Here is a 12,755-nt window from a genome sequence, read left to right as displayed (position 1 = left end):
AGCGGAAAATTGCCAAAGACGCAAGAAGCTCACGGCTTTATGTTCCGACGGACCGGTTATTAATCATTCGTTAGGGAATTACAGGACAGTATGGGCCGTCACCCAGCACGGTGACCAATAAAAACAATTTTTTGCGGGAAGCGTACCGGCCAATCCTCGCCTACGGTCGGAGTATTATATGGAAGTTCTCATTGTCGAAAATGGGGATGGTCTTGGACAACTCTGGGCTGATCATGTTGGTCGGCTCGGCTGCGAAGTGTCCTTGGTCCACACCCAAACGGAAGCAGAGGCGCTTTTGCGAAAGCAGTCGTTCGATGTTCTCGTCATAAATCTCAACCTTCACCCGCGTGCGGGTGATGCGTCAGCCATCGCGGATTATGCAAATTTCCGGCGGCCGGAAGCCAAGGTGGTCTTTGTGACCAGCAACAGCTTCTTTTCCGACGGGTCAATTTTCCGCTACATGCCAAATGCGTGTGCGATGGTCCCGACCAGCACGTTGCCGTCTGATCTGGCGGCGCTGGTGGAATATCATGGCCGCTAGGCCCTAGCCCCGACCGTGTGGTGCCTGCCAATCCAGAACCGGATTGATGGGAATGATGCGGTTGGGGTTAATCGTGTCGTGGCTGTAGTGGTAATGGCGCACGATGTGATTGAAGTTCACCGTCTCGGCCACCCCTTCCCATTGATACAATTCGCGCGTGTAGGCCCACAGGTTGGGATAATCGATCAGCCGCTTGCGGTTGCATTTGAAATGCAGGTGATACACCAGATCGAACCGCGCCAGCGTGGTGAACAGCCGCCAATCCGCTTCGGTGATTACATCGCCCATCAGATAGCGGTTTCCCCTCAGCCGGTTCTCCAGCCAGCCAAGACTGTCAAAGAGCGGGCCGACAGCCTCGTCATAGGCACTTTGGGTGGTCGCAAACCCGGATTTGTAGACCCCGTTATTCACCGTGCTGTAGACGCGATCGTTAACCTCTTCGATGCCGTCGCGCAGCGCGTCGGGCCAGAAGTCCAGCGTATTGCCGGTAATCCCGTCGAAGGCCGAATTGAACATCCGAATAATCTCGGAGGATTCGTTGCTGACAATCGTCTCGCGCTGTTTGTCCCACAAGATCGGCACAGTGACGCGGCCAGACACCTGCGGGTCCGCTTTTAGGTAGATATCGCGGGCAAAGGGTAGCCCGTAGAGCCTGTCACCCGTCGCACCATGGCTGTCACTCTCAAAGGTCCAGCCGTCACGCATCATGTCAGGATGAACGACCGACACGTCGATCAGCTCTTCCAGCCCTTTGAGCTTGCGAAAGATCAGCGTGCGGTGCGCCCAAGGGCACGCATGGGACACATAAAGATGGTAGCGACCGGCCTCCGCCTCGAAACCGTCCCCGCCGGATGGGCCTGCACCGCCGTCCGCGGTGATCCAGTTGCGAAAGCTGGCTGTCGAGCGCTTGAACGCCCCGCCCGTCGATTTCGTGTCATACCAAGTGTCGTGCCAAACGCCGTCTACGAGCTGTCCCAAAAAAATTCCCTCCGCTTTCGACCCGCACGCTAGCCCGCGCCGCCGCACCCGTCACCTCGCGTGAATGCACAGAAACTGCGCGTTACGCCGGTTTTGGAACGTCGCCCGCCGCTCTGCCCCATTGCGGCGGGCGGTCTTGCCCCATATACCTTCGACTCGAAAGACGAGGGCGTGAAGCCCAGAGAGGTTGGCGGCCTTCGGATCGACCCAGATAGGGGGTCCAACGGTTGCATCGTCACGATGCGGGTGCGTGCCCCGATCTCTCCCCTATGGAAGTTTGGATGAAAGGCGCCGCAATGACCCGACTGATTTTCACCTCAATTCTAATGCTGTCGGGGTCCGCCGCCTCAGCCCATGTGGGCCATGTGGGCGAGTTTGCCGGTCACGATCACTGGGTCGCCGGTGCCGCTTTGGGGGCCGCCTTGGCGGTGTCCATCTGGGGGGCCTTGAAGGGCAAGAAAGACGCCGACGAAGCAGAGGCGGACACGTCCGACGACGCAGAAGAGGAAGCAGCATGAGCAAGATTGGCGTCATGATCTGCGGCCACGGCTCGCGCTCTCAGGCAGCGGTGGACCAGTTTTCCGTCCTCGCAGAAAAGCTGCCATCCTACCTGCCGCCGGACTGGCCGGTGGAATACGGCTATCTAGAATTCGCCAACCCCGTGATCCGCGACGGGCTTGACAAGCTGCGCGAACAAGGCTGCGACAAAATTCTGGCCGTGCCGGGCATGCTGTTCGCCGCGATGCACTCCAAGAACGACATTCCCACCGTGCTGAATACCTATGCCGCCAAGCATGACATCGAAGTCAGCTATGGTCGCGAATTGGGCGTTGACCCCAAAATGATCGCCGCCGCCGGCGCACGCATTCAAGAGGCCGTCGATGCTGCCAACGCGGTAAAGCATGTGCCGAACGAGGAAACCTGCCTCGTCGTCATCGGGCGTGGAGCCTCCGATCCTGACGCCAATGGCAACGTCGCCAAAATCGCCCGTATGCTGCATGAAGGCATGGGCTTCGGCTGGGTCGAGGTCGGCTATTCCGGCGTCACTTTCCCGTTGGTCGAGCCCTGCCTGACCCACGCCGCCAAGCTCGGCTACAAGCGCATCGTGGTGTTCCCTTACTTCCTGTTCACCGGCATCCTGATTGACCGCATCTACGGCTTCACCGATCAAGTCGCGGCACAGCATCCCGACATCGCGTTCGTCAAGGCGGGCTACCTGAACGACCATGCCTCCGTGCTGGCCACTTTTGCAGAACGTATCACCGAACAGATGGGCGCCAACCCGCCGCCAAATTGCGGAATATGCGCCTATCGCACCCAAATTCTCGCAGGTGAGGACGGTGCGTCCGTGACCATCCCCGCCGAGGCACGTCAAGGCCACCCGGCCTTCTCCGACACCCCGCCGCCGACCTGCGTTTTGTGCAAGTACCGCGTGCAGGTGCTGGGCTTCGAAGGCGAAGTCGGCGCAGTGCAGGAATCGCACCATCACCATGTCGAAGGCCAGGGCGCTAACGCCCCCGGCTCTAACGTCGCAGATTGCGCGCTGTGCGATACCTTCTGCACCGGCATGTGCCGCCTTCAGGATGCAGGTCACCACCACCATCATCATCATGACGACCATGCGCATGGCCACGATCACCATCATCATGATCACGACCACCACCATCACGCACCCTACCCCCATGCCAAACACCCGCACGGGCCGGAAAGTGCGCGCAAGGCCAAGGTCTAACTGTTTCATCTTGGCGAAAATATTCCCGCCGGAGGCTCCACCCTTCGCAACCAAAGGCTGCCCGTGAGACCCTACGAAAAAGACCCTTCGGCAATCTACGCCCAAAGCTTCGCCACGGTCCGCGCCGAGGCCAATCTCGACCGTTTCCCGAACGGCCTCGACCGCCTTGCCACACGGGTGATCCACGCCTGTGGCATGGTCGAAATCGCGGATCGTCTGGCATTCTCGGAAGACGCCTACACCGTTGGTCACCATGCGCTCGCCGCAGGCAAGCCCATCCTGTGTGATTGCGAAATGGTCGGCGCAGGCATCATCCGCCGCTACCTGCCCGCGGAAAACGAGGTCATCGTGACCCTGAACGACCCCTCCACCCCCGACCGCGCTACCGCGATGCGCAACACAAGGTCGGCCGCGGCGGTCGAGTTGTGGGAGCCGCATATCGCAGGCGCGGTCGTCGCCATCGGGAACGCGCCGACCGCCTTGTTTCACCTCTTGGATCTCATTGACCAAGGCTTCCCCAAGCCCGCCGTGATCCTCGGTTTCCCCGTGGGCTTCGTCGGCGCAGCGGAGTCCAAGGCAGAGCTTGCCGCCAACCCACGCGGCTGCGAATTCGTCGCCCTCAGGGGCCGCAAAGGCGGCTCCGCCCTTGCGGCCGCAGCCGTAAACGCCTTGGCCGCTGGCCTGCCGGAGGACCGCTCATGAGTAACAAATGGCTTCATATCGTCGGCATAGGCGAAGACGGCATGGACGGCCTCACCCCCGTCACCCGCACCGTTGTCGAAGCCGCCGAGGTGATCATCGGCGGCGACCGTCACCACCAGCTGTCCGACAACATCACCGCCATCCGCGTGGCGTGGCCTTCACCCTTCGACGCGCTGATCGAAACGCTACAAAGCTACAAGGGCAAGCGCGTCGTGGTCCTCGCTACCGGCGACCCGCTGTGGTTTTCCATTGGCGCACGCATCGGGCGGTCTATCGACCCGTCTGAAATTGTCTACCACCCGCAATTGTCGGCTTTCCAGCTCACCGCCGCCCGCATGGGCTGGAGCCTCGCCGATGTCGAGACCCTCACCGTGCATGGCCGCCCCGTGCAGCAGATGGTGGCGTTTATCCAGCCCGATCAGCGGTTGATCATCCTGACCACTGGTGCGGAGACCCCTGCGCAAATCGCCAAGTTTCTGACAGAGCGCGGTTTCGGCAAATCGCAGATGACAGTGCTCGCCTCCATGGGGGGCGAAAAGGAACAGCGTTTCGACGGCACCGCCGCCGACTGGTTCCATGAAGTTCCCGCTTTCAACACTCTCGCCGTGCACTGCGTCGCCGCCCCTGACGCGGCGCTTCTGCCGCGTGTGCCGGGCCTTGATGACAGCTTGTTCCAGTCGGACGGCACCATGACCAAGCAAGAGGTCCGCGCCGCCACCGTCGCCAAGCTGATGCCCATGCGCGGGGCGCTGCTCTGGGATATCGGCACAGGCTCCGGCTCCGTCGCCATCGAATGGATGCGCGCTGCCCGCTACGCCCGCGCGCTGGGGATTGAGCCGCGTGCCGACCGCCGCGCCATGGCCGCCGAAAACGCGCTGGCCCTCGGTGCACCCAAGCTGGAACTCATCGACGGAGAGGTGCCCGCCGCGTTGAACGGCCTCGACGCCCCTGACGCGATTTTCATCGGCGGTGGCCTCAGCCACGAGACCTTCGACATTGCTTGGGACAACCTGCGTCCCTTGGGCCGTTTGGTCGCCAACGCCGTGACGCTGGAAAGCGAGGCGATTCTGATCGACCTGCACAAGAAACACGGCGGCGATCTGGTTAAAATCAGCGTGCAACGCGCCGAACCCGTGGGCCGCCTGACAGGCTGGCGCCCGTCGATGACCGTCACCCAATGGAGCCTCGTAAAACGATGAGCGGCACGCTCTATGGCGTGGGCCTCGGCCCCGGTGATCCCGAGTTGATCACCCTCAAAGCCGCGCGCCTAATCGAAAATGCGACTACCATCGCCTATCCGACGCTGGCAGGCGGCGACAGCTTCGCCCGCTCAATCGCGACGAACCTCATTGCAAAAGGCATCCGAGAAATCCGCATGGACGTGCCGATGAGCACCGAACGCCAGCCCGCCCAGGACGCCTACGACACTGGCGCGGCAGAGATCGCCAAGGTTCTGGAAACCGGCGAGGACGTCGTCTGCCTCTGCGAAGGTGACCCGTTCTTCTACGGCTCCTTCATGTACCTCTTCGCGCGCCTCTCTAGTCGTTTTGACACGCAAATCATCCCCGGTGTCACTTCCGTCACCGCCTGCGCCGCCCGCGCCGCAATGCCCTTGGCTGCCCGCAACGAGCGCCTCACGATCCTGCCGGGCCCCTTGCCCGAAGCCGAATTGCGTCTGCGCATCGACGGGGCGGAAAGCGTCGTCATCATGAAGGTCGGTCGCCATCTGCCCAAAATCCGCGCCGTGATCGACGATCTCGGGCTGACAGACCAAGCCATGTATGTCGAACGCGCCACGCTACCGGAAGAGGTGGTTCTGCCGCTCTCCCAAGCGCCTGAAAAAGCGCCGTATTTCTCAATCATTCTGCTGACCAAAGGGGCCGATCCATGGCTGTAAAACCCGTCATCCTGTGCCTCAACCGCGCGGGCGAGGCCACCGCGCAGCGTATCGCCAAGCTGCTGGACGCCCCCGTGCATGGCCGCGAAACCCGCGTCGACCAAGCGGATGTGTTCTTCGCCAACGCGCTCGACCACACGCGGATGTTGTTCCAAGCGGGCACGCCCGTCATCGGCGTCTGCGCCTCCGGCATTCTGATCCGCGCCGTCGCCCCAGTGCTGGCTGATAAAACCAAAGAGCCGCCTGTGCTGTCCGTCTCGGACGACGGCGCGGTGGTGGTCCCGCTCTTGGGTGGCCACCGTGGCGCAAACCGTCTGGCCGCGCAAATCGCCGAAGCCTTAGACGCCATTGCCGCTGTCACGACCGCTGGCGACGTGGCACTTGGCGTGGCGCTGGACGAGCCACCAGCAGGCTACCGTCTCGCCAACCCCGAAAACGCCAAGGAGGTCATGGCCAAACTGCTCTCCGGCGCAGGTGCAACCATAGAAGGCAACGCCCCATGGCTGGCAGACCTGCCTAAAGGCGACGCCGTCACCATCGCTTGCACCACCGCACCCGCCACGGCAGACCTCGTGTTCCACCCGCAGCAGGCCACCCTTGGCGTAGGCTGCGCCCGCAATTGCGCACCGGAAGAATTGCACGATCTCGTTATGAAAACCCTAACAGAGGCCGACATCGCACCAGCCGCACTTAAGGCGATCTACACGCTGGACCTGAAAGCCGACGAGCCCGCAGTTCACGCCCTGTCCCGCGCCCTCGACATCCCTGTGCGGGTCTTTGATGCCGCGACGCTGGAGGCCGAAACCCCGCGCCTGCAAAACCCGTCCGATGTGGTCTTCGCCGAGGTCGGCACGCATGGCGTGTCTGAGGCGGCAGCACTGGCAGGGGCGGGCGACACAGCCACCCTAATCGCCCCCAAACAGAAAACAAAAAACGCCACCTGCGCCATCGCATTGGCCCCCCAGCCAATCACCGAACTGCATGGCCGCGCGCGCGGCAAACTGTCGATCATCGGCATCGGCCCGGGTCAGCATTCATGGCGCACGCCCGAAGCCTCGCAACTGGTGAACGAGGCCGAAGAACTCGTTGGTTACGGCCTCTATATCGACCTGCTTGGCCCGCTTGCTTACGGAAAACAACGCTCCGACTTCCCGTTGGGGGGCGAGGAAGACCGCTGCCGCTACGCGCTGGAACGCGCGGGCGAGGGGCGCAATGTGGCCCTGATCTGCTCCGGCGACGCGGGCATTTACGCCATGGGTGCACTGGTATTCGAACTGCTCGACCGCAGCCCCTACGACCTCGGCGTCACCGACGCCGCCCGCCGTGTCGAAGTCGTCTCCACCCCCGGCGTCTCCGCCCTGCAAGGCGCTGCCGCCCGCGCGGGCGCACCTTTGGGTCACGACTTTTGCGCCATCTCGCTGTCAGACCTGCTGACCCCGCGTGAGGACATCATCAAACGCCTGCATGCGGCAGCGGAGGGCGACTTCGTCATCGCCTTCTACAACCCGGTCTCCATGCGCCGCCGCACGCTTTTGGCCGAGGCGCGCGACATTCTGTTGCAACACCGCCCCGCCGATACGCCGGTCATGCTGGCGTCGTCGCTGGGCCGCCCCGAAGAACACGTCCGCTACCGCCGTTTGGACGAGCTTGAAGTCGACGAGGTCGACATGCTGACCGTCGTGCTGATCGGCTCCAGCCACTCAAAACTGGCGCAATTGGGTGAAGGCCCGCGCATGTATACCCCGCGCGGCTATGCGCGAAAGATTGACGGCGACCTCGCCAAAACAGGAACTGACCTATGACCGTATACTTCATTGGCGCAGGTCCCGGTGATCCCGAGCTGCTGACCATCAAAGCGCAGAAAACCATCGCCCGCTGCCCTGTCTGCCTCTACGCAGGTTCGCTGGTTCCGGAACAGGTCGTCGCGGGCGCTCCCGACGGCGCAAAGGTCATGGACACCGCGCCCATGACGCTGGACGATACCCATGCGGAAATTGTTGCCGCCCACGCCAAAGGCCAAGACGTGGCCCGCGTCCATTCCGGCGACCCGTCGCTTTATGGTGCCATCGCCGAGCAAATCCGCCGCTTGAAAACCGAGGGCATCCCTTACGAGATCATCCCCGGTGTCCCCGCCTATGCGGCTGCCGCCGCCGCTTTGGGGCAGGAATTGACCGTGCCGGAAATCGCGCAATCCATCGTGCTGACCCGCATGTCGATGAAATCGACCTCCATGCCCGCAAATGAAACGCTGGAAAATTTCGCCCGCACAGGGGCTACTTTGGCGATCCACTTGGGCATCCGCGCCCTGCGCGAGATCGAGCGCCAGTTGATCCCCCATTACGGCGAGGACTGTCCCGTGATCGTCGCCTACCGCGCCTCTTGGCCCGACGAGCTTTACTTGCGTGGCACGCTCAAAGACATCCGCGAGAAGGTCCGGGCCGAGAAAATTACCCGCACCGCGTTGATTCTCGTCGGCCCCGCCTTGGCCGAAGTTAAGGATTTTCGCGACAGCGCTTTATACGATCCTGAGACACCCCATGTGCTGCGCCCTAAGGTGAAGGCTTCATAAAACTGTCTTAAAAACTTGATGTTAACGTCTTCCATGCTCACTATTCCCTTGGGGAAAGTAAAAGGAATCAGTGTTGTGATCGAGTTTTTACCCAAAGAAGTTGCCGATGGGCTTGCCCGTGCGCGATTGAAAGCCGCCTCCAAAAAGATCCGCCTTCGCGTGCAATCGGGGGAAGATATGATCCCCTTGGTGCGCCTGACTGACAGTCATTTCGCGATCGAGCGGGAGCTTGCGCCGCGCTTGCGTGGTCTTGTCGACATCTACGATGGGTCGCGTCATTTGTATCAGGCTCTGGTTGTCGCCACGTCATTCGACGGCGAAGCCGTTGTGTTCGAATTCAAGCGCAATACCGCAACTGCCAAAGGCCCCGCGCTGGACTTCGTGCAGGAAGAGGACGCGCCGGTCGCTCTTTTGCCGAGCCACTAAAGCTCCGCCAGCAACCACGCTTCGAACGCCCGCGCACTTTCGCTGGGCAGTGCATGGCCATGCACCAGCCAGTAGGCGCGGGGCGACGGCAATTCGAACGGATGCACCTGCATCAACTCCCCCCGCTCCATCGCTGCGCGGCTGGTCAGGTGATCGCCCAGCGACACACCCTGTCCAGCCTTCGCGGCCATCTCCATGATCTGCAAATCCTGAAACACCACACCGGCATCGGGTGTGTTAGTGCTACCTGCCGCGCTGATCCAGCGTTGCCAGTCCTGTCGGTTGTCGAGATGCAGCATGGGAAATCGGGTTAAGGCAGTGGCGTCATGCACCATTTGTCCACCGACCATGGACGGGGCGGCGACTGGAAAGAACCCGACATCCATAAGTTTGGTCGACGCTGCGGGCACCTCGTCTGGAAGCAGAAAGCTGATATACAGATCGTTTCGCCGCGCGCCCAAGTCACCATAGCCACGCGGGGTGTTGATCCGCAGCGCAACGCCGGGATGCTTGGCCAGAAAACTGCCGATGCGCGTGGCAAGCCAGCTTGCGGCGAAGCCGGAGGCGACGTTTAGCGTTAACGACCCCGACAAAGCCTGCGTTTCAGACGCGCGCGCGAGGATCTCAAGAGCAGGGCCGATCTCCGCCACATAGTGCCGCGCGCGCTCCGTCAGCCGCACCCCGCGCCCTTCGCGGCGGATCAGCGGGAAGCCAAGCTGTTCCTCCAGCGCCTTCAGCTTATGGCTGATCGCGGATTGCGTCACTGACAAAGCCTCCGCCGTGCCGGTGATGGAGCCGGTACGAGACAGCGTCACCAAGGCGCGTAGGGCAGAGGTCGAGGGGATCGGCATATGAATCCAATTCATGCAATAGGTGAATAATAATCGTATGACATGAGAAAAAATACAGGTCAAACTGCCGTCTTACTTTTAGATGGGGAGCAATCCATGGAAGCCAGCTTTTCACGCCGCAAACTCGTGACGCCGCAGGAACTGCGCGCGTTGAATGAACGCTCCGACCTGAAAGGTGCCATGCAGATGGCCAGCCATGTCGGTGCGATCGCTTTTGTGGTCATCCTCCACGCGCAAGCCATGGGAACATCGTGGGTGTGGATCACCGGCGCGGCGCTCGGCATTTTGTTGAACTTCCTCTACGCCGCGCAGCACGAGCTTAGCCACGCCACCGTGTTCAAAACCCGCAAGGCGAACGAGGTTTTCGGGCGCATCATCGGCTTCATCCAATTGTTCCCCCGCGACTTCGATCAGGTGATGCACTTCGCCCACCACACCTACACCCAAGATTGGGAACGCGACGGCGAACTGGTGCGCGAGCCCTACACGCTCACCAGCTACCTGCTTTGGCTCAGCGGCATCACCTATTGGCGCAACCGCGTTTTCGGCAATATCCGTCGCGCCCGCGGCATCATTCTGGAGCCGTTCATTCGTGCCGAGGAAGAGGCCAAGATCATCCGCGAGGCGCGTATTCACGTCGTCCTCTATGGCCTGATCGCCGTCCTTTCCATCGCCGCAGGTTCGTGGGTTGCCGTCACCTTCTGGCTGCTGCCAATGGTGCTGACCAAGCCCATCCACCAGTTGCAAAATACCATCGAGCATCTGGGCCTCAGCCACGAGGACGACATTCTGGAGAACACCCGATCTACCCGCACCAACGCACTGATCCGCTGGCTGTGCTGGCAGATGCCTTACCACACCGCGCACCATGTTTTCCCCGCCGTGCCGTTCTGGAAGCTGCGGGATCTGAACGAAAAGATCGAAGCGCAAGCGGGCGAGGTTCACCGCATGGGTTGGATCGAGTTCCAGATCGAAGTGATCCGTAAGCTGATGGCAAAAGACGAAAGCCAATACCCGATGGACGAGGTCTGGGTCGTGCCCATGTCCGGCGGCCGCGCTGCGCGGATACCCGCGGAATGAGGCGGCTCCAGACCTACACCTCCCTCTGGGCGATGCAGCCGCATGACCAGTCGGGGGTGAAACTGCCCTACGATCAGGTCTGCGAAATGGTCGCGGGCGCGGGCTTCGACGGCATGGCGATTGATCTGGGCGCGTCCGATGTGGCCGTTGCCCACGCCGTCCGCCCGCATATGGAGCGCAACGATCTGACGCCGCTGATCGTCGCCTTCCCCAAGACGGTGGAAAGCCTCGAAGACACGCTAAAAATGGCCAAGGACTTCGGCGCGCCGTTTGTGGACGTGATCGGGCAGGTGATGCCGATTGCACTTGATGACATGGTGCCGGTGATCGAGACGTGGATGGAAATGTCCGACAAAATCGGCATGCCGATCCAGTTCGAGACGCACCGCAACTGCATCACCAACGACCTCTACACCATGCTGCAACTTCTGGACCGCATCCCCGAGATGCGGGTCTGTGCCGACCTCAGCCACTATGTTGTCGACCGCGAATTCTGGTATCCGCTGTCCGACCACGACCTTGGCTTGATCAGCCGCGTGTTGGAACGCTCCGACAGCTTTCAGGGTCGCGTCGCGTCGCGCCAGCAAGTCCAACTGCCGCTGGACTTCCCGCAGCACCAGAAATGGGTGGAGCTGTTCAAGGGCTGGTGGCGCGAGGGCATGACAAGCTGGCGCGACCGCAACGCAACAGGCGACTGCATCTTCCTGTGCGAGCTTGGCCCGCCCGAATACGCGATGACGGGGCCGGACGGTAAAGAGCTGTCCAACCGCTGGGAAGAATCGCTGATAATCAAAGGCTGGGTCGAAGATATCTGGTCCGACTTGGGTGGCGACGAATAATCTTCGACAAACTGGCGCACAAACGGCGGTTTCTTCTACGTCCACACCACAAGTCAGGATATCACGGACAAATTTCGAAGCAGGCCCTCCTATGCTGCCTGCAAATCAGCACGCATACGGAGACCTGCCATGATCCAGACCCCATACCTCCTGTTCCTCGGCGACGCACCTGACGCCCTGTCCGCAAAAGTCGCTCAAGGCATCAAGGACTGGCGCCCCGAAAACGCCGTCGGCCAGTTTCGCATGGAAGGCTGCGGCACCACCGTGGGTCTGACCGACATGACCTTGCAAGAGGGTCTGGATGCAGGGGCCAAAACGCTGGTGATCGGCGTGGCAAATCGCGGCGGCTATATCTCCGACGCATGGAAAGAGGTGCTCGTTCAGGCGCTGGAAATGGGCTACGATATCGCCTCCGGCCTGCACAACCTGCTGCGTGACGAGAACGAAATCCAGCGTGCGGCGAAGGTCCATGGCGGCACGTTGCACGACGTGCGTATTCCATCTGTGGCCTACCCCATCGCCAATGGTGTGAAGCGTACCGGCAAGCGTTGCCTTGCTGTCGGCACCGATTGCTCGGTCGGCAAAATGTATACCGGCCTGTGCATGGACGCCGAAATGCTCAAGCGCGGGATGAAATCCACCTTCCGCCCAACAGGTCAAACCGGCATCCTGATTACCGGTGGCGGCGTGCCGCTGGACGCGGTGATCGCAGACTTCATGGCGGGCGCTGTGGAATACCTGACGCCCGACAATGACGACGACCACTGGGATCATATCGAGGGCCAAGGCTCGCTCTACCATGTGTCCTATTCCGGCGTGACCATGGCGCTGATCCATGGCGGCCAGCCCGACGCGCTGGTGTTGTGCCACGAGCCGACCCGCAAGCACATGCGCGGTCTGCCTGACTATCAACAACCCTCGCTGGAAACCCTACGCGAAACCGCGTTGACCATGGCGCGGGTGGCCAATCCTGCCTGTCAGGTCACCGGCATTTCCATTAACACGCAGCACATGCCCGAGGACGAAGCCCGCGCCTACATCAAGCAAGTCGAGGACCGGATGGGCTTGCCCACCACCGACCCGTTCCGCTTCGGGGCGGAGCGTCTCGTGGATGCGCTGGAAGCACTGTAAGGGAGGCGG

Annotated in this window: 14 protein-coding genes; 12 read left to right on the top strand and 2 right to left on the bottom strand. The window is 61.5% G+C overall.

Annotated features, from left to right (window positions below):
• Positions 1-178: 178 nt before the first annotated feature.
• On the top strand, positions 179-541 hold the full coding sequence (locus tag BCF46_RS14355; protein WP_121025674.1) for a response regulator: 363 nt from the start codon (positions 179-181) through the stop codon (positions 539-541).
• A gap of 3 nt (positions 542-544) precedes the next feature.
• On the opposite strand, the gene BCF46_RS14350 is transcribed toward BCF46_RS14355, so the two are convergent.
• Entirely contained in the window at positions 545-1,519 is a 975-nt protein-coding gene (locus BCF46_RS14350; RefSeq protein ID WP_121025671.1) for a glutathione S-transferase family protein, read from the bottom strand.
• A gap of 296 nt (positions 1,520-1,815) precedes the next feature.
• On the opposite strand from BCF46_RS14350, the gene BCF46_RS14345 reads away from it, so the two are divergent.
• The 8 genes from BCF46_RS14345 (at position 1,816) to BCF46_RS14310 (ending at position 8,845) form a co-directional block, all read left to right on the top strand.
• Entirely contained in the window at positions 1,816-2,037 is a 222-nt protein-coding gene (locus tag BCF46_RS14345) for a DUF6732 family protein (protein ID WP_121026556.1), read from the top strand.
• Positions 2,034-3,251 (top strand): sirohydrochlorin chelatase, encoded by a 1,218-nt coding sequence (locus BCF46_RS14340; protein WP_121025668.1) that lies wholly within the window; start codon positions 2,034-2,036, stop codon positions 3,249-3,251. Before BCF46_RS14345 ends, BCF46_RS14340 begins: the two co-directional genes overlap by 4 nt.
• A gap of 63 nt (positions 3,252-3,314) precedes the next feature.
• Entirely contained in the window at positions 3,315-3,953 is a 639-nt protein-coding gene (locus BCF46_RS14335) for a precorrin-8X methylmutase (protein ID WP_211332824.1), read from the top strand.
• Positions 3,950-5,152 carry a precorrin-6y C5,15-methyltransferase (decarboxylating) subunit CbiE gene (gene cbiE / locus BCF46_RS14330; RefSeq protein WP_121025662.1) on the top strand — a complete coding sequence of 401 codons (1,203 nt, stop codon included), beginning with the start codon at positions 3,950-3,952 and terminating at the stop codon, positions 5,150-5,152. Before BCF46_RS14335 ends, cbiE begins: the two co-directional genes overlap by 4 nt.
• On the top strand, positions 5,149-5,850 hold the full coding sequence (gene cobI / locus BCF46_RS14325) for a precorrin-2 C(20)-methyltransferase (RefSeq protein WP_121025659.1): 702 nt from the start codon (positions 5,149-5,151) through the stop codon (positions 5,848-5,850). Before cbiE ends, cobI begins: the two co-directional genes overlap by 4 nt.
• Positions 5,841-7,652, top strand: coding sequence for a precorrin-3B C(17)-methyltransferase (cobJ, locus tag BCF46_RS14320; protein ID WP_121025656.1), 1,812 nt, complete (start codon positions 5,841-5,843; stop codon positions 7,650-7,652). The genes cobI and cobJ overlap by 10 nt, the downstream gene beginning before the upstream one ends.
• Complete coding sequence (gene cobM / locus BCF46_RS14315; protein ID WP_121025653.1) at positions 7,649-8,419, top strand: precorrin-4 C(11)-methyltransferase; 771 nt, start codon at positions 7,649-7,651, stop codon at positions 8,417-8,419. The genes cobJ and cobM overlap by 4 nt, the downstream gene beginning before the upstream one ends.
• A 75-nt stretch (positions 8,420-8,494) precedes the next feature.
• Entirely contained in the window at positions 8,495-8,845 is a 351-nt protein-coding gene (locus tag BCF46_RS14310; RefSeq protein ID WP_121025650.1) for a hypothetical protein, read from the top strand.
• Here BCF46_RS14310 and BCF46_RS14305 read toward each other — a convergent pair.
• Positions 8,842-9,711 carry a LysR substrate-binding domain-containing protein gene (locus BCF46_RS14305; RefSeq protein WP_121025647.1) on the bottom strand — a complete coding sequence of 290 codons (870 nt, stop codon included), beginning with the start codon at positions 9,709-9,711 and terminating at the stop codon, positions 8,842-8,844. The two genes, BCF46_RS14310 and BCF46_RS14305, sit on opposite strands and share 4 nt — an antisense overlap.
• Before the next feature lie 81 nt (positions 9,712-9,792).
• On the opposite strand from BCF46_RS14305, the gene BCF46_RS14300 reads away from it, so the two are divergent.
• The 3 genes from BCF46_RS14300 to dgcN all read left to right on the top strand — a co-directional run bounded on the left by BCF46_RS14300 (position 9,793) and on the right by dgcN (position 12,746).
• Positions 9,793-10,776, top strand: a complete 984-nt coding sequence (locus BCF46_RS14300) for a fatty acid desaturase (protein ID WP_121025644.1) — start codon at positions 9,793-9,795, stop codon at positions 10,774-10,776.
• The gene (locus BCF46_RS14295) at positions 10,773-11,615 is read left to right on the top strand and encodes a sugar phosphate isomerase/epimerase family protein (RefSeq protein ID WP_121025641.1); all 843 of its coding nucleotides are present in this window, start codon (positions 10,773-10,775) and stop codon (positions 11,613-11,615) included. Before BCF46_RS14300 ends, BCF46_RS14295 begins: the two co-directional genes overlap by 4 nt.
• A gap of 129 nt (positions 11,616-11,744) precedes the next feature.
• Positions 11,745-12,746: an N-acetyltransferase DgcN gene (gene dgcN, locus BCF46_RS14290; RefSeq protein ID WP_121025639.1), complete on the top strand. Its 1,002-nt coding sequence runs from the start codon at positions 11,745-11,747 to the stop codon at positions 12,744-12,746.
• Positions 12,747-12,755 lie beyond the last annotated feature (9 nt).

Origin of the sequence: Litoreibacter meonggei (assembly GCF_003663885.1) — a bacterium.
GTDB lineage: Bacteria > Pseudomonadota > Alphaproteobacteria > Rhodobacterales > Rhodobacteraceae > Litoreibacter > Litoreibacter meonggei.
This window is presented reverse-complemented; position numbering and strand designations above follow the sequence as displayed.

Bases quoted from the DNA above. Each gene is read 5' to 3' on its own strand.
- cobI (WP_121025659.1), top strand. From the start codon at position 5,149: ATGAGCGGCACGCTCTATGGCGTGGGCCTCGGCCCCGGTGATCCCGAG.
- BCF46_RS14355 (WP_121025674.1), top strand. From the start codon at position 179: ATGGAAGTTCTCATTGTCGAAAATGGGGATGGTCTTGGACAACTCTGG.
- cbiE (WP_121025662.1), top strand. From the start codon at position 3,950: ATGAGTAACAAATGGCTTCATATCGTCGGCATAGGCGAAGACGGCATG.
- cobJ (WP_121025656.1), top strand. From the start codon at position 5,841: ATGGCTGTAAAACCCGTCATCCTGTGCCTCAACCGCGCGGGCGAGGCC.
- BCF46_RS14305 (WP_121025647.1), bottom strand. From the start codon at position 9,711: ATGAATTGGATTCATATGCCGATCCCCTCGACCTCTGCCCTACGCGCC.
- BCF46_RS14295 (WP_121025641.1), top strand. From the start codon at position 10,773: ATGAGGCGGCTCCAGACCTACACCTCCCTCTGGGCGATGCAGCCGCAT.
- BCF46_RS14340 (WP_121025668.1), top strand. From the start codon at position 2,034: ATGAGCAAGATTGGCGTCATGATCTGCGGCCACGGCTCGCGCTCTCAG.
- BCF46_RS14300 (WP_121025644.1), top strand. From the start codon at position 9,793: ATGGAAGCCAGCTTTTCACGCCGCAAACTCGTGACGCCGCAGGAACTG.
- cobM (WP_121025653.1), top strand. From the start codon at position 7,649: ATGACCGTATACTTCATTGGCGCAGGTCCCGGTGATCCCGAGCTGCTG.
- BCF46_RS14345 (WP_121026556.1), top strand. From the start codon at position 1,816: ATGACCCGACTGATTTTCACCTCAATTCTAATGCTGTCGGGGTCCGCC.
- dgcN (WP_121025639.1), top strand. From the start codon at position 11,745: ATGATCCAGACCCCATACCTCCTGTTCCTCGGCGACGCACCTGACGCC.